Annotated in this window: 18 protein-coding genes; 12 read left to right on the top strand and 6 right to left on the bottom strand. The window is 60.5% G+C overall.

Going from position 1 to position 20,394, the window contains the following annotated elements; genetic code table 11:
• Positions 1-87 precede the first annotated feature (87 nt).
• On the bottom strand, positions 88-1,071 hold the full coding sequence (locus BW992_RS20470) for a zinc-dependent alcohol dehydrogenase family protein (protein WP_076407009.1): 984 nt from the start codon (positions 1,069-1,071) through the stop codon (positions 88-90).
• Between the two features lie 251 nt (positions 1,072-1,322).
• Between BW992_RS20470 and BW992_RS20465 the strand changes: the two genes are divergently transcribed.
• Positions 1,323-3,695 carry a phosphoketolase family protein gene (locus BW992_RS20465; RefSeq protein ID WP_076407008.1) on the top strand — a complete coding sequence of 791 codons (2,373 nt, stop codon included), beginning with the start codon at positions 1,323-1,325 and terminating at the stop codon, positions 3,693-3,695.
• A 269-nt stretch (positions 3,696-3,964) separates the two neighbouring features.
• Here the strand turns inward: BW992_RS20465 and arcD are convergent, their stop codons facing one another.
• Together arcD and fnr are read right to left on the bottom strand one after the other, a co-directional pair.
• Complete coding sequence (gene arcD / locus BW992_RS20460) at positions 3,965-5,458, bottom strand: arginine-ornithine antiporter (protein ID WP_076407007.1); 1,494 nt, start codon at positions 5,456-5,458, stop codon at positions 3,965-3,967.
• Positions 5,459-5,587: 129 nt separating this feature from the next.
• Positions 5,588-6,340, bottom strand: coding sequence for a fumarate/nitrate reduction transcriptional regulator Fnr (fnr, locus tag BW992_RS20455; protein ID WP_076407006.1), 753 nt, complete (start codon positions 6,338-6,340; stop codon positions 5,588-5,590).
• Between the two features lie 738 nt (positions 6,341-7,078).
• Here fnr and BW992_RS20450 point away from each other — a divergent pair.
• Entirely contained in the window at positions 7,079-7,486 is a 408-nt protein-coding gene (locus BW992_RS20450) for a hypothetical protein (protein ID WP_076407005.1), read from the top strand.
• Between the two features lie 218 nt (positions 7,487-7,704).
• On the opposite strand, the gene BW992_RS20445 is transcribed toward BW992_RS20450, so the two are convergent.
• Positions 7,705-8,352: a BON domain-containing protein gene (locus tag BW992_RS20445; RefSeq protein ID WP_076407004.1), complete on the bottom strand. Its 648-nt coding sequence runs from the start codon at positions 8,350-8,352 to the stop codon at positions 7,705-7,707.
• 204 nt (positions 8,353-8,556) lie between these two features.
• On the opposite strand from BW992_RS20445, the gene BW992_RS20440 reads away from it, so the two are divergent.
• The 3 genes from BW992_RS20440 (at position 8,557) to BW992_RS20430 (ending at position 9,887) form a co-directional block, all read left to right on the top strand.
• Positions 8,557-8,826: an Lpp/OprI family alanine-zipper lipoprotein gene (locus tag BW992_RS20440; RefSeq protein ID WP_372239185.1), complete on the top strand. Its 270-nt coding sequence runs from the start codon at positions 8,557-8,559 to the stop codon at positions 8,824-8,826.
• A 204-nt stretch (positions 8,827-9,030) separates the two neighbouring features.
• A complete protein-coding gene (locus BW992_RS20435; protein ID WP_072391848.1) occupies positions 9,031-9,456 on the top strand; it encodes a YciI family protein in 426 nt (141 codons plus the stop codon).
• A 23-nt stretch (positions 9,457-9,479) separates the two neighbouring features.
• Entirely contained in the window at positions 9,480-9,887 is a 408-nt protein-coding gene (locus BW992_RS20430) for a VOC family protein (RefSeq protein ID WP_072391851.1), read from the top strand.
• 111 nt (positions 9,888-9,998) lie between these two features.
• Here the strand turns inward: BW992_RS20430 and yghU are convergent, their stop codons facing one another.
• The gene (gene yghU, locus BW992_RS20425; RefSeq protein ID WP_076407003.1) at positions 9,999-10,838 is read right to left on the bottom strand and encodes a glutathione-dependent disulfide-bond oxidoreductase; all 840 of its coding nucleotides are present in this window, start codon (positions 10,836-10,838) and stop codon (positions 9,999-10,001) included.
• Between the two features lie 247 nt (positions 10,839-11,085).
• Between yghU and BW992_RS20420 the strand changes: the two genes are divergently transcribed.
• The 5 genes from BW992_RS20420 (at position 11,086) to BW992_RS20400 (ending at position 15,736) form a co-directional block, all read left to right on the top strand.
• Complete coding sequence (locus BW992_RS20420; protein WP_072431248.1) at positions 11,086-11,427, top strand: hypothetical protein; 342 nt, start codon at positions 11,086-11,088, stop codon at positions 11,425-11,427.
• Positions 11,428-11,639: 212 nt separating this feature from the next.
• On the top strand, positions 11,640-12,371 hold the full coding sequence (locus tag BW992_RS20415) for a tRNA (adenine(22)-N(1))-methyltransferase (RefSeq protein WP_083714597.1): 732 nt from the start codon (positions 11,640-11,642) through the stop codon (positions 12,369-12,371).
• A gap of 308 nt (positions 12,372-12,679) precedes the next feature.
• The gene (locus tag BW992_RS20410) at positions 12,680-14,122 is read left to right on the top strand and encodes a coniferyl aldehyde dehydrogenase (RefSeq protein ID WP_072431247.1); all 1,443 of its coding nucleotides are present in this window, start codon (positions 12,680-12,682) and stop codon (positions 14,120-14,122) included.
• A 20-nt stretch (positions 14,123-14,142) separates the two neighbouring features.
• On the top strand, positions 14,143-15,072 hold the full coding sequence (locus tag BW992_RS20405) for an alpha/beta hydrolase (protein ID WP_076407002.1): 930 nt from the start codon (positions 14,143-14,145) through the stop codon (positions 15,070-15,072).
• Positions 15,065-15,736 carry a TetR/AcrR family transcriptional regulator gene (locus tag BW992_RS20400; protein ID WP_072431246.1) on the top strand — a complete coding sequence of 224 codons (672 nt, stop codon included), beginning with the start codon at positions 15,065-15,067 and terminating at the stop codon, positions 15,734-15,736. The genes BW992_RS20405 and BW992_RS20400 overlap by 8 nt, the downstream gene beginning before the upstream one ends.
• A gap of 18 nt (positions 15,737-15,754) precedes the next feature.
• On the opposite strand, the gene BW992_RS20395 is transcribed toward BW992_RS20400, so the two are convergent.
• Positions 15,755-17,590 (bottom strand): sigma-54-dependent Fis family transcriptional regulator, encoded by a 1,836-nt coding sequence (locus BW992_RS20395; protein WP_072391868.1) that lies wholly within the window; start codon positions 17,588-17,590, stop codon positions 15,755-15,757.
• A 272-nt stretch (positions 17,591-17,862) separates the two neighbouring features.
• Between BW992_RS20395 and BW992_RS20390 the strand changes: the two genes are divergently transcribed.
• Both BW992_RS20390 and BW992_RS20385 read left to right on the top strand, forming a co-directional pair.
• A complete protein-coding gene (locus BW992_RS20390) occupies positions 17,863-18,630 on the top strand; it encodes a coniferyl-alcohol dehydrogenase (protein WP_072431245.1) in 768 nt (255 codons plus the stop codon).
• 105 nt (positions 18,631-18,735) lie between these two features.
• Positions 18,736-20,394 (top strand): DUF1302 domain-containing protein, encoded by a 1,659-nt coding sequence (locus BW992_RS20385; protein ID WP_076407001.1) that lies wholly within the window; start codon positions 18,736-18,738, stop codon positions 20,392-20,394.

The raw sequence follows: 20,394 nt of genomic DNA, 5'->3' as shown, positions 1-20,394 counted from the left end.
GGCGGCTGAGTGTCGTCTCATGACTTTTTTGGCGTCGATGGGCTGCGCGCAAAATCGACCTTGCGCGCGCCCCGCGATCTCCGCTCGTCAAGGGGTCAGCACAATGGCCCCTTTGACTTGACCGCCTCTCAAACGCTCCAAGGCCTCGTTGGCTTCGATCAGCGGGAAACACGTCACGTTGCAATGGACAGGCGTGTGACGGATCTGCTCGAAAAACGCCACGCCATCCGCGCGGGTCAGGTTGGCGACTGACCGTACAGTGCGTTCCTGCCACAACAGGCGATACGGGAAGCTGGGAATATCGCTCATGTGGATGCCTGCGCACACGACGCAGCCCCCTTTGGCGGTTACCTGCAGGGCTTGCGGTACCAGTGCGCCGACCGGGGCAAAAATCAAGCTGGCGTCCAGCAGGTGCGAAGGAGGCTGATCCGATGCACCGGCCCAGGTCGCGCCGAGTGAGCGGGCATAAGCCTGGCCCTCATCGTCACCCGGGCGGGTGAACGCGTAGACTTTCTGGCCGCGGCCCACGGCAACCTGAATCGCCAGATGCGCTGCCGCGCCGAAGCCATAAAGACCGAGATGAGGGGCGTTCTGCGTCATCTGCAACGCTCGGAAACCGATCAGCCCTGCACATAGCAAAGGGGCTGCTTCGGTGGCGTCCATCGTCAGCGGGATGGGAAAACAAAAGCGCGCATCGGCAATCGTGTAATCGGCGTAACCACCGTCCAGCTGGCAACCGGTGAACAGCGCCTTGTCGCACAGATTCTCCCGTCCCGAACGGCAGTATTGGCACACGCCACACGTCCATCCCAGCCAGGGCACGCCCACTCGTCGCCCGACCCAGTCCGGCGCCACCTGATCACCGACAGCAACGACGTCACCGACAATTTCGTGGCCGGGAACCCGAGGAAAACGAGCTTGTGGCAACTCACCATCAAGCAGATGCAGGTCGGTGCGGCAGACACCGCAAGCCTGGACCTTGATCAGCATCTGCCGGGCACCAGGCGTCGGCAGAGGGCGATCCTCCAATTGCAACGGCTGCCCCGGGGTATGCAGGACCATGGCACGCATGAGCGTTCTCCTGGGTGAGCAATGCGCTCGCCGGGCCGGCGAGCAGCGACTGGACAACGAGACTGAACAGTGTCGCAGCGTTGCGACCCCGGTTCTGATGTAGATCAAGTCGGGGGCAGCACCACGATCCACAATCAGGCGTGGCGGGTCGTTCGGTGCGATCAGTCAGGGGGCAGCCCTTACAGGGCCTTGCCATGGAAGCGATGCCTTGGGGCATTGGCAGCGATTGCCGTTAGTTGAAAGGGATATTGATGAACGATTTCCTCAGCAACGATCAACTGAAGAGACTTGACGCCTATTGGCGGGCGTCCAACTACCTGGCCGTGGGGCAGATCTACCTCAAGGACAACCCTTTGCTGCGCAAGCCCCTGCAACCGAACCATATCAAGCCGCGGCTACTGGGACATTGGGGGACGACGCCCGGGCTGAACCTGATCTATGTTCACCTCAACCTCCTGATCACTGCCCATGACCTGGACATGATCTTGATAACCGGGCCCGGCCACGGCGGCCCGGCCATCGTCGCTCAGAGTTACCTGGAGGGCAGTTTCACCCAGTGCTATCCCTCGGTAGAGCAGAACGAGAACGGGATACTGCGTCTGTTCCGACAATTCTCCTGGCCCTATGGGCTGTCAAGTCATGTCTCGGCGCAGATACCCGGTTCCATCCACGAGGGAGGAGAACTGGGCTATTCGCTTGCGCACGCCTATGGCGCTGCGTTCGACAATCCGGACCTGATCGTGGCGTGTGTCATCGGTGACGGTGAGGCCGAGACCGGTACGCTTGCGGCAAGCTGGCACTCCAACAAATTCCTCAACCCCAGGCGCGACGGCGCAGTACTGCCTATTCTCCATCTCAACGGCTTCAAGATCGCAAATCCCACGCTGCTTTCACGTATCAGCGAGGATGAGCTGTCGGCCTTGATGTATGGCTACGGTTACGAACCCTACTTTGTAGAAGGGGACGATGCGTCAACCGTCCATCAACAACTGGCCAGGACCCTGGAAGAGCTGTTGCTCAAGATCCGGGAGATCCAGCGCCGGGCGCGGACCGGATCGCATGAGGACGCCCAGGAGCGTGCCCTCTGGCCGATGCTGGTATTACGCACGCCGAAAGGCTGGACCGGGCCGAAACTCGTCGATGGGCAGCCAGTCGAGGGCACTTGGCGCGCTCATCAGGTACCGCTGTGCCATTTCGAACAACCCCTGCACTTGCTGCAATTGGAACAATGGCTCGGCAGTTATCGGCCAGACGAACTGTTTGATGATGACGGGACCCTGATGCCGGACATTGCCGCAATGGCGCCGACGGGGCACCGCCGATTGGGGGCCAACCCCCATGCCAACGGCGGCTTGCTTCTTGAGGCACTGGACCTGCCTCGCTTTACAGACTACGCGTTACCTGTGCCGACGCCCGGCGGCGTGCAGGCAGAAGCCACCCGTTTGTTGGGGGGCTACCTGCGGGATGTGATGAAGCGCAATCTCAAGGCTGCCAATTTTCGCTTGTTCGGCCCCGATGAAACCGCTTCCAATCGTCTCGATGCGGTATATCAGGCCAGCGCAAAGACATGGATGGCTTCGCTGGAAGCGGGGGATACGAACCTGGACTGCGACGGACGGGTAATGGAGATTCTCAGTGAGCAGGTCTGTGAAGGCTGGCTGGAGGGATACCTGCTGACCGGTCGACATGGTCTGTTTTCCTGTTATGAGGCGTTCATTCATATTGTCGATTCAATGTTCAATCAGCACGCCAAATGGCTCAAGACCGCCGCCCAGGTTCCCTGGAGAGCGCCAATCGCCTCGCTCAATTACCTGCTCACCTCTCACGTCTGGAGACAGGACCACAACGGATTCTCCCATCAGGATCCTGGTTTCATCGATCATGTGGCGAACAAGAGCGCCGATATCGTGCGCATTTATTTGCCGGCGGACGGCAATTGCCTGCTGTCGGTCGCCGATCACTGCCTCAGGAGTCGCGGTTATATCAACGTGATCGTGGCCGGAAAACAACCGGAGTGGCAGTGGCTGGACATGGATTCGGCCATTCGCCATTGCATGGCGGGTGTTGGCCGGTGGGACTTCGCCTGCAAGGACGATGGTGATCCTGACGTGGTGATGGCCTGCGCTGGTGATGTACCGACCTTGGAGACTCTCGCCGCTGTCACGCTGCTGCGTGAATACGCCCCCGACCTGCGTGTGAGAGTCGTGAATGTGGTGGACCTGATGGCTCTGCAACCGCCTCAAGAGCACGCCCACGGCTTGCCGGATGCCGAATTCGATGAGTTGTTCTCGGTAGATAAACCCGTGATTTTCGCGTTTCACGGTTATCCGGCGCTGATCCATCGACTGGTTTATAAACGTCATAACCACGACAATTTCCATGTTCGCGGTTTCATGGAAGAGGGCGCCACTACTACGCCCTTCGACATGGCAGTCATCAACCATCTGGACCGCTACCAACTGGCCCTCGATGTCATCCAGCGCGTACCTCGTCTGCAGCCTCTGGTAGAAGGCGCCCGGGCTCGCTACTGGGCCACCATGCAAAGGCATCAGCTGTACGTCATCGAGCATGGACAGGATATGCCAGAGATACTGAACTGGCAGTGGACGCCGACACCGGCATGACGCCCCAGACAGTTTGTGGGGCGCCGGGCCCGGTACATGTCACCCTGGACAGTGGAAACCCGGCGGGATCATTGCTACAAGAATGAATACGCCTTCATCGATGGCCGCCGAGGCGCGAGGGGCGAAGCGTTCAATCAGCTTCGATCGGCGTGACTTGGGCGCTCACTTCGGTATTGACCGGCATTTTTTTCACTGGATTGGACATGGGCAGTCCCTGGCGTGAGCGCCAGGGACCGGTCTACGGCCAGTTCGATGAACGCTTGCAACTGCTACAAAGTGAGCTGGCCGGACCAGAGCATCCAGCCGGCGACAATCGCGGCCCCCCAGATGCCCAGCAGCAGGGCCCAGCCGAAACCATTCAGAGCCCGGTTCGTCCTGGCCCGTTGGGCGCTCAGGTAAATCAGCGAGCCGGGGGCATAGAGCAGGGCACTGAGCAACATGTAGCGAGGGCCGGCAGCGTACAGGAGCCAGATGCAATAGGCTGTGGCAACCAGGGCGATGGCCATGTCCCGCCATTGCAGGCCCCGGTGACCGACGTAGGTCTGGCCTTGCCAGGTCATTTTCAATGCATAAAGGCCACTGAACAGATAGGGCAGCAAGATCATCGAGGTGGCAAGGGAAATCAGTGCCAGGTAGCTGGCGCTCGAATACAGGGTCAGCAGGAGAAACACCTGGATGCAGCCATTGGTGATCCATAGCGCGTTGGCGGGCGCACCGTGGGAGTTCTCCGAGGCCAGCAGGCGCGGCATGACCTTTTCCCTGGCCGGGGTGAATACCGATTCGGCCGCCAGCAACGTCCAGGCCAGCAAGGCTCCCCCTACAGACACGATCAGGCCGATGCTGATCAGTACAGCGCCCCAGGGCCCGGCCACTGCTTCCAGCACACCTGCCATGGAGGGATTCTTCAGGGCCGCCAGTTCCGGTTGCCGGAGGATGCCCAGCGACAGCAGGGAAACGGCGATCAATAGTAACAAAGTGAGAACGAAGCCGATCACGGTGGCCCGGCCTACATCGGCCCGTTTTGCGGCCCGTGCGGAAAACACGTTGGCGCCTTCAATGCCGATGAACACCCATACGGTGACCAGCATGGTGCTCTTTACCTGATCCAGGGTACTGCCCAGTGCCGGTGTGCCCCAGAGATCAACCATGAAGGTGTCCCTGGAAAAACCAGCGATGACCAACCCGATGAACAGCAGCAACGGCACGACCTTGGCGATCGTGGTCAGGGCGTTGGCTTTGGCGGCGGTGCGCATGCCGCGAAGAATCATCCAATGCAAAGCCCAGAGCACCACGGATGCACCGGCAATCGCGGCTCTGTTATTGCCTTCGCCGAACACTGGAAAAAAATAACTGAGCGCGGCGAACAGGATGACCAGGTAACTGACGTTCCCGATCCAGGCGCTGATCCAATAGCCCCAGGCGGAATTGAAACCCAGGAACTCCCCACCCAGCGCCCGGGCGTAGGCGAACACGCCGTTGTCGAGTTCCGGCTGGCGATTGGAGAGGGTCTGGTAGACCAGTGCCAGCGACAGCATTCCCACGCCAGTGATCAACCAGCCTATCAGGATCGCTCCGGCGCCCGCGCTGGCCGCCATGTTCTGAGGAAGGCTGAAAATACCGCTGCCGATCATCGAGCCGACTACCAGTGCGACAAGGAGGCTCAACGACAGTCGTCTGGGTTCGACCTTTCGCAAGCTGCCGGCCAGGGGGTGGGGTTTGACGGTCGGGATGATCGGTTCTGTACCTTGCAGATGCGTTGCCATGTTGGAAGCCTCCATGAGACGTGAGGTTCGATAACCCTCGTCGATACAAAGGTTCGAACACCAGTCTTAATGTCGACCCGCCGACGTGGGGCGGTACTGATGTAGATCAGATGTGCGGCGAGGCAGGCATCACAGCTCGACGTGACGATGGCAGCCGGCGACTTTGTGCTTGAGGCCGGGCAAGTCCAGGATCGTGACATTGCGTCCCTGGATATCCACCAGTTCTTCCTGGCGAAGATGAGCGATGCTGCGACAGATGGTTTCCAGGCGCAGCCCCAGGTACGAGCCGATGGCCTCGCGGCTCATTCGCAGCACGAATTCCCGGGAGGAGTAACCACGTTGGACCAGTCGTTGGGACAGATTCAGGAAAAACGCCGCCAGGCGCTCATCGGCATTCATGTTGCCGAGCATCAGCAACATGCTGTGGTCGCGTACGATTTCCTGGCTCAGGAGCCTGTTCAGGTTGTGCTGCAACGACGGCAGGTCCCGTGCCAGCTTCTCCAGGGTGCCGAACGGGATAGGGCACACCTCACTGTCTTCCAGCGCGATTGCATTACAGGCGTAATGTTCGGTGCTGATGGCGTCGAGGCCGAGCATTTCCCCCTGCATCTGGAAACCGGTGACCTGTTCGCGACCGTCTACCGAGAGCACACTGGTCTTGAAGAACCCCAGGCGCACCGCATACAACGAGCGCAGCGGATCACCGGTGCGGTACAGCGCCGCTCCCTTTTTGACCTTCACGCGCTGGGCGATCAAGGTATCCAGGCGTTCGACTTCAACGCCCGTCAAGCCAATGGGCAGGCACAGTTCAAGCACGCTGCAATTGGCACAGGCGGTTTTCAGCGCATGCGTACGAAGCAGTCGAATATCAGCGTCGGCCATGGGAAAAATCCTTTATTTGGAAGCAGCATAGAAGATCTAACCCGTTGTGCTTTTTTTTTGGCGCCTAACGGTAGACCTGCGATCCGCATGAGTTCCGCCGCAAGCGATGCAGCGACACCAATGGAATCAGGATCGCTTGTTGGCTCGACACTTTGCGGGCGTGCTCGTATGGCGGCACGAATCGAACAACTGTCTTGACGTTTCAAAAAGTTACGAGTGAAAGGCACGGGATTCGCCGCCTCGTGCGCAGGGGCTATGGGGTAGAGTCGTGTTACTGAAACCCGGCTCAAGGGGGGCGAATAGGGAGCAGCTCAACGCGATCCTCGATAAGTTCGGAGCCGTTTGTCGCCGTCGAATGTCCAGGTTATCCGACCGGCGGCATCGGTAGCATCTCAAGGTAACCATGCCAAGGCCCTGGCATCCGAGCATGGATGATCCGAGCGAGCCTGTTACTCGAACATCGAGCCAGCAGCCAGTTTGACATTGGTCAATCTCCCCTTTTCCTTACCCATTAGACTGAATACAAGACGATGTATTGATTCAGTGAGGGGACGCAGTCCTCTTCAGCGGTTGCCTTCAAACAATCTGTGCGACTCTGCAGCGCAGATACCTATCTGGCTTTTGTTCGTTCCAACGATTGACCCCTGCAATGGCAGGGCTTGAATTGATCTGTCCTGCAACGTCGCTTTTAGCGGCTCGGTTAATGCTCCTTACCCTGCACCATCCCGGGAGTTCATCATGAAAAAGCATTCGAAACTCGTTCTGGCTGTCATCTTGTCTGGCAGCGCAGTCATTGCTCTTGCCCAAGACGCGCCCCCCCCAGCCAATGCATCCGTTGAGTCGACTGAAAACATAGCTCCCGCATCGACGGACATGACCACGGCCATGGCCGAGCAAATGCAGAAAATGCAGGCGGCACATGCCAAGGCAGTTGCGGCAAAAACGCCGGTTGAACGTCAGGCCGCCATGCAGGAAGGCATGAAAGTGATGAAGGAGAGCATGGCCATGATGAACAAGGAACCTGGGGCAATGGGCTGTATGGGGATGCCTGGCGCGAAAGGCGGTCCAGGCAAAGGCATGATGGGCATGATGATGCAGATGATGGAGCAGCAATCGTCCATGATGGGAATGCCGGCGCCGGAGTAGATGCAAGGTGATGCAGCGACGTTGCATCACTTTGCTGGCGGGTGGTCGGCGCCAATCGCACCCGCCGGGTATGTGTCGGCATGAGGCGCTCACTGTGAGTGGAGGCGGGTACTCCTGCGCGGCTCAACACCCCGCACGAGCGAATCCCCGTGGGGGCACTCAGGTACGGTTCATCGATGAGACTGCATGGCGCCGACAGGATCGATCAGGGTAGCGATTCATGCCAACAATAAATGATCGTTCACCTCTCTGACCCCAGGCACGGACCAGGCAGCCCGCTCTGCCAATCGGCGCTGACTCCATAGATGAACCTTGCCGTCGAGTCTCACTACATCGCCTGCAACACTGACGTGGATCTCTTTGGCATCCAGCTCGGCACTGCGTTTGAGCGCCTGCTCGATACAATGCTTGATATTGCTCGCATTCACGCGCGGGCGCAGTGTGAGCCTGTTCTTCACGCCAACGACGCCGGATAACTTGAACACCGCACGTTCAGCCGCTTCCCTCTGGTACTGCCAGTCTACTTCGCCTTCCAGCGCAACCCATCCATCCTGCACCACCACCTTGATGTCGCCTTCGGGTACATCGCAGTTCCAATCAAGAATGCTCAGTGCACGATTGGCAAGGACGTCATCTGCCGCTCCGGCTCCTTTATCGAGCCTGACCTGTATTTCTTCAGCCACGCCGCGCACCCCTTTGACGCTCTTGACGGCTCGTTCAGCATTGATTTTCTGAGTGAAACTGCTGACGTGTCCGGATAGGGTGACAATACCGTCTTCAACGGCCACGCCAATATTTGCAGCGTTGATATCAGGCTCGAATTCCAGTGCTTCAAGAATGGAGTTGCGCAGGCTCAAGTCGCTCATTTCAAAGTCCTCCAGGCAGGAGTTGAAGGTACGGGGCGCGTTTGCCCAGCCTGTTTCTTCTACGCTCGAGCGATGCCAGGACATTGAGCTAAGTCAACAGGATCCAAGTAAGCCCTCGGGACGGTAGTTCTGCGGGCATTAGCTTGATAAAGATCAGCGCGGGTGAACGATGAGGCCCGATAGTTGAGCGGCAGTCTTTTCTGATTGCGTCTATCTCGAGGAACCGGTCATGAACAGATATTTGCCCATCGTTTCGTTGGGGCTGCCCTGGCGATCAGCGCCGGGTGCAGTAACAGGCACGCCCAAGAAGTCGATGCGCGGTTGGAGTCTGCAGAAAATAACGCCGCAACGGCGCGGCTAAGGGCCGATGAAGCCTACATGAAAGCAGACCAGGCTATGGCGCTCGCTGAACAGGCACAACGGACCGCCCAGGAGGCGAGCATTCGCGCCAGTCGGATGAACAATAGAAAATGACTTCAAAATAATCGAATTGCCTTGGACTGAGGGCATCGGCATAGAACGTTCCTGGATTCTTTGCCTTGCCTGACCTTCGTCTCAATACCTTCGTAAAGAGCCAGGCAAAATAACTTTCCCATCGCTGTCGATTCCATCCGTTGCCGTTCGATTATCCATGGAGCCGCCACAAGGACGGCTTATCTGCCACCAGGAGATAAGACCATGCGATTCATGGTGATCGTAAAAGCCAGCCCGGAATCGGAAGCCGGGCAACTGCCCAGCGAAGCCTTGCTGACGGCCATGGGGGCCTACAATGAGGAACTGGTCAAGGCAGGCGTCCTGCTCGCCGCCGAAGGTCTGCATCCCAGCGCCAAGGGGGTGCGCGTGCGGTTTTCAGGGCAGGACCGGACGGTGGTCGACGGACCCTTTGCCCACACCGGGGAGCTGATTGCCGGCTTCTGGATTTTCCAGGTCCAGTCGTTGCAAGAGGCGATCGATTGGGTCAAGCGTTGCCCGAACCCAATGATCAGCGACAGCGAAATCGAAATACGCCAGATCTTCGAAGCCGAGGATTTTGGCGAGACCTTTACACCTGAGTTGCGCGAGCAGGAAGAACGCTTGCGAGCCCGGGTGTCCCGTCAATCGTGAAAACCGACAACAGGAGTTACGCCATGAAAATCATTCCCTACCTGGGTTTCAATGGTCACTGTAAGGAAGCTTTTGCCTTGTACAAAGAGGTGCTGGGCGGCGAGGTGTTTTCCATGTCTTTCGCCGACGCGCCGCAGGAGGCGGGCGTGCCCAAGGACCCGGACATGATCCTGCATGCCTGCCTGACGGTGGGCGATTTCAGCATCATGGCTTCCGATTGCCCACCGGGCCAGCCCTTTCAAAAACCCCAGGGTGTATCGATATCCCTCAATGTCGACAGCGTTGCCGAGGCCGAGCGCCTGTTCCATGGCTTGAGCGCGGGTGGCAACGTACAGATGCCGTTGGCGAAGACCTTCTGGGCGGAGCGTTTCGCCATGTTCGAAGATCGTTTCGGGATTGCCTGGATGGTCAACTGCGAGGGGCAGAGCTGAAAACGCTGCGTTGAACACAGCCTTGCCTGACCTTCGTCTCAAGAGTTTTCGTACAGCCTAAGCGTTGACCGCTCTCGGTCCGGGGGACATGCCCCCGGACCGAGAGGCAGGTCAGCCCAGATCCCGTGCGTCATGCCGCTCCGGCACCTGGCTCGCCTCATCGCCCCAGGTCCTGTTGACCCGTTGTCCCCGGATCACCGCTGGCCGCTTGGCGATCTCTTCCGCCCAGCGCTGCACATGGGTGTATTCGTGGGCACTGAGGAACTCGGCAGCCGAATAAACATTGTTGCGCACCAGTTGGCCATACCACGGCCAGACCGCGATATCGGCGATGGTGTAATCATTGCCGGCCAGGTAACGACTTTCGGCAAGGCGACGATCCAGCACATCCAGTTGGCGCTTGGCTTCCATGGTGAAGCGGTTGATGGGGTACTCGAGTTTCTCCGGTGCATAGGCATAGAAATGGCCGAAGCCTCCGCCCAGGTAGGGCGCCGAGCCCATTTGCCAGAACAGCCAGTTCAGGGTTTCGGTGCGCCCGGCCAGGTCGGTGGGCAGGAACGCCGAGAACTTCTGCGCCAGGTAAAGAAGGATCGAGCCCGATTCGAAGACACGGATCGACGGCTCGACGCTACGGTCCAGCAGGGCCGGGATCTTCGAGTTAGGGTTGATCTGGACGAAGCCGCTGGAGAACTGGTCGCCCTCGTTGATGCGAATCAGCCAGGCGTCGTACTCCGCGCCGGTATGCCCAAGTGCCAGCAGCTCCTCCAGCAGGATGGTCACTTTCACGCCGTTGGGCGTGGCCAGGGAATAAAGCTGCAACGGATGCTTGCCGACGGGCAGGGTCTTCTCATGGGTGGGCCCTGCGACGGGTCGATTGATATTGGCGAAGTGACCGCCTGAGGGGGCTTCGTGTGTCCAGACTTTCGGAGGTATGTAGGACGTTTCATTCATGGGACGGACCTCATCGTTTGCTAGCGGCGATCACGGCAGGCCGCAAATATGGACGACTCAGCCACGGTCCATGACCGTGCCCGAGCCAACGTCACGATTGAATAGCAGTCGGCCGGGAAGGTCTACGCCATAACTATTGCTTGAAGTGATAGTGACCATCAAGAAAAGCAAGTTCTGCTTCGTTGTCGATCCAAGGACAATCGCCTCCATCGCATAACGAACCAGACTTCATTTCCAGGAAAGCCCGATGCGCCCTTTATTCATGCCCGCCATGGCGATGGCCTCACTGTTGCTCGCCGGTTGTGCGTCCGCACCGAACGATCCGTCCCTGACCTTGACGACCGAGAAGACACCGGCCGAATACGCAGATTGCGTCGTGCCCAAGCTGCAGAGCAGCACCTTGAACCCGACCGTTTCGCAAACCCAGCGCAGCTACCGGATCGTAGTGCCGAGCAAGGTCGCGGCGGACAACGTGCTGGAAGCCTACAAGGCTGGAAATGGCGGCAAGGTATTCATCTACGAACGCCGGCTGCTGGCTTCGAGCCTGCTGCCATCGAGTTTTGAACGCGCCGCACAGGATTGCATCTGACCGGCCCGAACGTTTTGTCTGTGCTCCTTTGGTTGGCCGCAACCAACCAATTCCCTTAGCCCCGTACCGGCCTCGGTAACGGGGTTTTTTTTGCCTGCTCGGGCCGGTAGCCCGACTCCGTCAGTTGGATTTGAAATGCGCTGCATTGCCCGACACAATTGCGCCCCCCGATCCGGTCAACCGGGCCGACGATCACGCAAAGGAGCGGTGGGTTGAACGAGCAGACATTGTCCACGCGCCTGGAACGGGTGGCCGCGCATGTGCCGGCCGGCGCACGCCTGGCCGATATCGGCTCGGACCACGGCTACCTGCCGGTAGCGTTGATGCGTCGTGGCGCTATCGTCGCGGCGGTGGCCGGTGAAGTGGCACTGACGCCGTATCGCGCGGCCATGCGCACCGTGCACGAGAATGACCTGCAGACGCGAATCTGCGTGCGCCTGGCCGATGGCCTGGCAGCCATCGAAGCGCAGGACGGGATCAGCGCGATCAGCCTCTGCGGCATGGGCGGCGAGACCATCCGCGACATTCTCGAGGACGGCAAGGCACGCCTTAACGGCCAGGAGCGGCTGATCCTGCAACCCAACGGCGGCGAACAACCGCTGCGCCAGTGGCTGATGCGAAACGACTACCGGATCCTGTGTGAGGAAGCCTTGCGGGAAAATCGTTTCGACTACGAAATCATCGTCGCCGATCGTACCGGACCGGTGATCTATACCGATGAAGAATTGTATTTTGGCCCCTTGCTGATGCAGGCGCGTACGCCGGCATTCCTGGACAAGTGGCAGCGCGCGCTGCGCCGCAAGCAGGGCACCCTGGCGGGTTTCACCCGCGCGCGACAAACCATGCCCGAGGAGAAGGTCCAGGACCTCACCCGGCAGATCCGCTGGATCAGCGTGCTTTTGAACGCTTGCGAGAAGGCTCATCCTGGGCATTTCACCGGTTGAGACCGCCCGTTTGATGCAAGAAAAAATAGTTATCTAAATTAATTAGATGCATTGACCGTGCAGCTTTTCTCCTTGCTTCTATTTCATATCAGGTGCGTCGCCAGAACGGGCAACGTACCTGTCATTTCTTCTCGATATTCCTGTTTTCATTGGCTATAAGGCACGTTCACAGGTGTCATCAAATAAAGAAACTGAAGGGTTTCCTTTGTTGATTTTTTTGTCATACTCGGCCCGCGAGCCGACAGCGGCGTCCGCTTGCCCGGTATTTAGTACTGTCTAATAACAATCAATCAGCAGGCACCCACACCATGAGCATCACCAGCCAATCCGCCACGACGTCTTGTGCCGAACAACTGTCGGCAGCACTCGCACGAATGAAGCAAGCTCACCTGGACGAGGGGCCGGCGAGCCTGGAATTGCGCCGTGATCGCCTCGACCGGGCGATTGCCTTGTTGCTGGACAACCGTGAGGCCATCGTCGCTGCGGTGTCTGCGGACTTCGGCAATCGCAGCCGCGAGCAAACCCTGTTGTCCGATATCGCCGGTTCGGTGGCCAGCCTCAAGCACTGCCGTGAATACCTGGCTCAATGGATGCAGCCGCAATCCCATCCGGCCCCGTTTCCCGGATGCCAGGCCCGGGTCGAGTACCAGCCACTGGGCGTGGTCGGGGTGATCAGTCCGTGGAATTTCCCCATCGTGCTGGCCTTCGGGCCGTTGGCGAGCATTTTCGCCGCCGGCAACCGCGCCATGCTCAAGCCCTCGGAGCTGACCCCGCGCACCTCGGCGCTGATCGGTGAGCTGGTGGGCCGCTATTTCCACGAGAACGAATTGAGCACGGTACTGGGCGACGCTGAGGTCGGGGCGCTGTTCAGTGCACAACCGTTCGATCACCTGATCTTCACCGGCGGTACGTCAGTGGCTCGGCACATCATGCGGGCCGCCTCGGAGAACCTGGTGCCGGTGACCCTGGAGCTGGGCGGCAAATCGCCCGTGCTGGTCTCGCGCAGCGCCGATCTGGCTATGGCGGTCCAGCGAGTGCTGACGGTGAAGACCTTCAACGCCGGCCAGATCTGCCTGGCGCCGGACTATGTGCTGTTGCCGCAAGAGTGGCTCGAAGACTTCGTCGAAGAGGCGCTGCGATTTGTAGCCACCCTGTACCCGACGTTGCGGGACAATCCGGACTACACCTCTATCATCAACCCGCGCAACTTCGACCGCTTGCACGGTTATCTCGCCGACGCCAGGGCCAAGGGGGCTCGGCTGATCGAGATGAATCCGGCCCAGGAAGACCTGGCCGATCGCGAGATTCGCAAGATCGCCCCGACTTTGGTACTCGATCCCAGCGAGCACATGCAGGTCCTGCACGACGAGATTTTCGGGCCGTTATTGCCGATCAAGACCTACCGCGACTTCGCCAGCGCAATCGACTACGTCAATAGCCGTCCACGCCCCCTGGCGGCGTATTACTTCGGCGAGGATGCCGACGAGCGCCAGCAGGTGCTCAAGCGCACCACATCAGGCGCGGTGGTGATCAATGATGTCATGAGCCATGTGCTGTTCGAGGCGCTGCCTTTCGGTGGTGTCGGCCATTCCGGCATGGGCGCCTATCATGGCGTCTACGGATTCCGTACCTTCAGCCATGCCAAGGCGGTGGTGGTACAGAGCCCGATCGGTGAGTCGAACCTGGCGATGCGCGCACCCTACGGCGCAATGATTCACGGATTGCTGGATCAATTGCTGACGGCCGAGTGAGCCGCGAAGGGAGCCTGATCATGAGCGTATTGAAAAGCTTCAAGGCCAAGCTGCTGCGTGCCCTGGCCAAGCGCATGAAAGCCAGGTTCACGTACGATCCGGCGCAGCATCCGCTGCGCAGCGTGGACGAAGTCGATATCCCGACGGCCTGGGGGCCGGCACGGGCATTGTTCTATTGGCCGGTTGTCACGTACACAAGCCCTTTACCGGTGTATCTGAACCTGCACGGCGGCGGTTTCGTGGCCGGCGTGCCCGAACATGACGACAGTTACTGCCGCCGACTGGCCCATAACCTTGGGTGCCTGGTGGTGAACCTGGATTACGTCCTGGCGCCCGAACATCCGTTTCCCGCCGGCCTGCGCCAGAGTTTCAAGGTGCTCGAATGGCTGGCCGAACAGGCTGCGGACCTGGGCATCGACCCCCAGCGTATCGCTGTCGGCGGGCACAGCGCTGGCGGCAACCTGGCCACCGGCGTGGCCAATCTTGCGCGGGGGCACCAAGGGCTGCGGGTGGTGCATCAAATCATCGATTATCCGGTCCTGGATTTGCTCCAGGACCCGTCACTCAAGCATTCGCCCCTGGACAAGCCGCTGCTTGGCGCGGGCCTGGTGCGTTTCTTCAACAGCTGCTACCTGAGCGATCCAGCCCAGGCCCAGGACCCTCTGGCGTCGCCATTGCTGGCAACGGTCGAGGCGTTGAAGGGCATGCCCGCCACGACCCTGATCACGGCCGAGTACGATATCCTGCGCGCCGAGGGTGACGCCTATGCGCAAAAGTTGCGTCAGGCCGGTGTCTCGGTGAACGCGAAGATGTTCCAAGGTTGCGACCATATGTTCACCCATCTGGGACCGGACGCTTCGGCCCATGAGGCCTGGCAGTCGATAGAGGATGCCCTGCGCGAGGCGTTTCACGGCAGGGCAGTGCAGGAGAACGAGAGCGCTTATGCCTGAAAGCACCTTGCAGACCGTCAGGCGCGGTCGAGGCCGACCGCCTGTTCGCAGTCGCCAGGAGCAGATGAGCCTGCTGCTGGATGCGGCGGCGGAGGCGGTCGGCAATGGCAATTTCGCCAATGTCACCATGGACGCCATCGCCCGTGCCGCCGGAGTCTCGAAAAAGACCGTCTACCTGCTGGTGGAAAGCAAGGAAGCGCTGTTGTCGCAACTGGTGGCCCGGGATTTGTCGACCCTCGAACTGCTGCTGGAAAGCGGCATCGATTGCGCCGAGGACCTGCTCAGTGAGTTGCGCATGTACCTGACGCTGTGGGCACGCCTGACGTTGTCGCCGTTGGCGCTGGGCCTTTATCTGATGGCGGCCCAGGGACGTGAGAACGCGCCAGGTATCGCCAGGATCTGGTACCAGGAGGGCGCCGAGCGCTGCCTGAGCCTGTTGCGGGGCTGGTTGGGCAAGGCCGCCGGCAAGGGACTGCTGGCGGCCCGTGATGTGGAACCTGCGATCGAATTGATCGACGCCTTGTTGATTTCACAGCCCCTCAAGCTGTTCACCCTGGGCATCCAGCAGCACTGGAGCGACGAGCAGATCAGCCAGCGGGTCGACGTCGCCCTCGACATGTTCGGCCGTTGTTTCATCCAGCACTCACCCTTATCGAAGGCGTAGGCCAATCCCGCGGCAAGCTCAATTGCCGCCTGGGCGCCGGGACAGACGATAAGACAGTTGGGCTCGGGTCAGGCCGAGGCGGCGGGCCGCTTCCGAGACGTTGCCTTTCACCTCTTTCAGGCAATGGTCGATCATCGTGTCTTCGATTTCCTGCAATGACAGTCGGCTAAGGTCCTTGCCACCGAACAAGGCCTGGATCGCCTCAATACCTGCGTCGGCAGGCACGGGCGCTGGGATAGGGCGCTGAGACGAGGGCGAGTCGTTCGGCGCCGCTGCCAACTGGCCGCGGGTGCCGATGGAAAACATCGGCTGGGCCAGGCGTTCACCGCTGGTGAACAGGTGGGCCAGGTCGATCGCACCGCCATCCGGCGCACTGATCACACCGCGCTCGACCAGGTTTTGCAATTCCCGGATGTTGCCTGGAAAGTCGTAGGCCAGCAGGGTGTCGGCGGTGCGCGGCGTGAAACCACTGATCTGGCGACCATGCAGGCGCGTGAAACGATGCAGGAAGTGCGTCATCAGCAACGGGATGTCTTCCTTGCGCTCGCGTAGTGGCGGCAAGTGGATGGGAAACACATTCAGGCGAAAGAACAGGTCCTCGCGAAATTCCCCTCGCTGCGCCGCGGCACGCAGATCGACGTTGGTAGCGGCCACCACTCGCACATCGACCTTGAGGGTGCGGCTGCCGCCGACCCGCTCGACTTCGCCTTCCTGCAGGGCGCGCAATAACTTGCCCTGGGCCACCAGGCTGAGGGTACCGATTTCGTCGAGGAACAGCGTGCCGCCGTTGGCGCGCTCGAAGCGGCCGGCGCGTGACTGGGTCGCACCGGTGAAGGCGCCGCGCTCGACTCCGAACAGTTCCGACTCCATCAGGTTTTCCGGAATGGCCGCGCAGTTGATGGCCACGAACGGGGCGTCATGGCGCGGACTGATGCGGTGCAGCATCCGCGCGAACATTTCCTTGCCGACCCCGGACTCACCGGTGAACAGCACGGTCGCCTGGGTAGGCGCGACCCGGCGCAGCATGTGACAGGCGGCATTGAAGGAAGAGGAGATGCCCACCATGTCGCCGTCCTGGGCCGGCCCCGAATCGGCTTGCGGGTTCGCCGGCAGGGTGCCGCTGCCGGCAGCGCCGCGGGGTGTCGTGCTGCGTCCGCTGCTGCTGACGAAGGGTTCGGCGCTGAGATCGGCCAGGTCCTGTTCCGCGTCTTCCCATTCTTCGGCGGGCTTGCCGATCAGGCGGCAGATATTCGAGCCGGTGGAACGGCATTCGACCTCGCGGTAGACGATCAACCGGCCCACCATCGCCGAGGTGTAGCCCGTGGCGTAGCCGGTCTGCATCCAGCAGGCCGGCTCGGTGCCGATGCCGTATTGGGCGATGTGTTCATCGTCCTCGCTGGAATGATGCCAGAGGAACTCGCCGTAATAGGTCCCCAGGTTCATGTCGAATTCGAAGTGTACCGGTTCGACCTTGACGGCCCCTTCGATGGCGTGGATCACCGGGCCGGCGGCGAACAGGGCGAGGGTATCGGCTTCGGGGAAACGCTCCTTGATCAGCGCTGCGTCCCGGGCGCCGCAATGGTAGCCGGTGCGCAGCATGATGCCGCGGGCCCGGGCCAGGCCCATGCTTTCGATCAGTTCCCGGCGCAATGCACCGATGCCGCTGTTGTGCATCAACAGCATGCGTGCACCATTGAGCCAGATGCGGCCATCGCCGGGGCTGAACAGCAGGCACTCCGTCAGGTCCTGCAGGGTAGGCGCGGCGCCGGGGGGCAGTTGCTCGCTGGCCCCGCGCACCGGTTTTTGCTGGGCTCCGCGAGAAAGTTCCGCCAGGGAAATCAGCTTGTCTGCCATCGCCAATCCTTAATAGGAATAATCATAATCTGCATAGTGCAGCATGAATTTGATGAAATCATCACTTTTCCTGGTCCTGTTCCGCTTCGGTTTCTCCGCTGTCATTCCCCTGATTCGCTGAATGTCCCGTGCTTGAGCGGTCGCTGTGTCATTTCCGTTAGATGGCATATCGCTTGCTACAACTAGTTACCGAGTTTAACTAATTCGGCAATAACAACATGGCTTGGTTGGCGCCCCCCTGGCACAGCACAAGCGCGAATCGGGAAACCCGTATGAAGCTGACCAACAAGAGGATCGTCGTGACCGGAGTCTCCTCCGGCATAGGCGCCGAAACAGCCCGAACCCTGCGTGCCCACGGAGCCATTGTGATCGGCATGGATCGCAATGAGCCCAACCTGAGCCTGGACGGTTTCATCCAGGCCGATCTCAGCCATCCCACAGCCATCGATGCCGCCGTGCGCCAATTGCCGCAGGCTCTCGATGGCCTGTGCAATATCGCCGGGGTGCCGGGAACTGCCGATCCGCATCTGGTCGCCCAGGTCAATTATCTGGGCCTGCGTTATCTGTGCACGGCGATGCTGCCACGCATCGGTGCCGGGGGCAGCATCGTCAACGTCGCCTCGATCCTCGGCGCCCAGTGGCCACAACGGCTGGAACTGCACAGGGCCCTGGCGCGCACCGAGGGGTATGGCGAAGGCGAGGCCTGGCTGGCTCGACATCCGGTGCCGGTTGACAGCTGCTACCAGTATTTCAAGGAAGCCCTGATCGTCTGGACCTACCTGCAGGCCCAGCCCTGGTTCATGCAGACCTCGGTGCGCATGAACAGCGTGGCCCCCGGCCCGGTGTTCACGCCGATCCTCGGTGACTTCGTCAGCATGCTCGGCCAGGAGCGCGTCGCGGCCGATGCCCACCGCATGAAACGTCCGGCCTACGCCGATGAGGTGGCGGCCGTCATCGCCTTCCTGTGCGCCGATGAGTCGCGCTGGATCAACGGCGTCAACCTGCCTGTCGATGGCGGGCTGGCCTCCACCTACATCTGAACGAGGTACCGCTTGCCGCGTTTTGACGTGCAGCCCTTGCCGGTGGTGCCGGCCAGAGGTCGATCCAAGAATCTGTTTCCCACAACAAGAACAATGAGGAACACCATGCGCAACTCTCGGAGCAACTTTCGTTACAACCCGGGTTTCAAGCGTTCCGCCCTGGCGCTGTCGGCCTGCCTGGCCAGCCTGGCTTCCCAGTCCCAGGCGGCGCAGATAGATCTGGGCGACAGTGAATGGCGCCTGCGTTGGGACAACACCATCAAGTACAGCCAGGCCTGGCGCCTGCACGGTGCCGACGACAAGCTGATCAACGCACCGACGGCGGGCGGCCTGTATCCTTCGATCCAGAGCCAGGGCGATCGCAATTTCAGCCGTGGCCTGGTCTCCAATCGCCTGGACCTGTTCAGTGAAATGGACCTGAGCCGGGAAAACTATGGCCTGCGGATCAGTGGGGCGGCCTGGTACGACGACATCTATAACCAGGACACCGACGACAGCGCCAACCCGCATTTTCTCGACGATACCCGCGAACTGCACGGGCGCGACGCCGAGTTGCTCGATGCCTTTGTCTTCCTGCGAGGCAATGTCGGCGATTCGAGCCAGGGAACGCTGCGCCTGGGGCGCCATAGCCTGATCTACGGCGAGAGCCTGTTCTACGGTGGCAACGGTATCGCCGCCGCCCAGGGCCCCACCGACGTCGTCAAGTTGCTCAGTGTTCCGGGAACCCAGTTCAAGGAAATCCTGCGCCCGGTCAACCAGGTGTCCGGGCAATTGCAGATCAATCCGCAGTTGTCGGTGGGGGCGTACTACCAGTTCGAGTGGGAGCGTTCCAATCTGCCGGGTGCCGGCAGCTATCTGAGCGACAACGACGGTATCGGCGAAGGCTCCGGGGACTGGACCCAGGTGTTCGGCAATACCACCGTGCATGCGTCCGATATCGAGGCGCGGAACTCGGGGCAGGGCGGCATGCAACTGCGCTACAAGCCCGACGGCACCGAACTGGAACTGGGTTTCTATGCCGCCCAGTATCATGACAAGGCCCCGAGCGCGCTCTATGCCTACCTCGACGGCGCGGCGGCGGCTGCCACCGGGTTGCCGATCCTGGGCGCCTATCGCCAGGTCTATGCCGAAGACATCAAGACCGTGGGCGTCAGCTTCTCGACCGCGTATGGCCCGTTCAACTTCGCCGGCGAGACCTCGGTGCGTTGGGACGCGCCCCTGGTCAGCAACCTGCAAGTGGTGACGCCCGGGACCGCGGCGGACAACAGTGGCGATGCGCTTTACGCCAAAGGCAAGACCGCCCACGTCAATCTGTCGACCATCTACCTGCTGCCACCCAACGCGCTGTGGGGCGGAGGTTCGGTCCTCGCCGAGCTGGCCTGGAACCGGACCCTCAGTGTCACTGAAAACCGCGCGGCCCTGGACTCCAACACCACCCGCGATGCCACCGCGCTGCGGGTGCTGGCCGAGCCTGCCTACTTCCAGGTGGCGGATGCGCTGGACGTGAGCGTTCCCATGGGCTTTGGCGTGGTGCTCGATGGACGTTCATCGGCAGTGAGCAAGTCCGGCTTCGGCAATACCCACGCCGGTGACTGGAGTATCGGGCTGAAGGCCACCTACCTGCAGCGCTGGGACTTCGGCGTCAACTACGTGAACTTCTTCGGCAAGACCGGCGCCGGGCTGCGCGAGGACGGCAACTTCAGCTACGCGCAGTCCCTGGCCGACCGCGATTTCGTGTCCGTGTACGTGAAAACCACATTCTAA

It is taken from the genome of Pseudomonas sp. 7SR1 (assembly GCF_900156465.1).
Lineage (GTDB): Bacteria > Pseudomonadota > Gammaproteobacteria > Pseudomonadales > Pseudomonadaceae > Aquipseudomonas.
The sequence above is the reverse complement of the archived record's forward strand: the minus strand, read 5'-3'. Positions and strand labels throughout refer to the sequence as shown.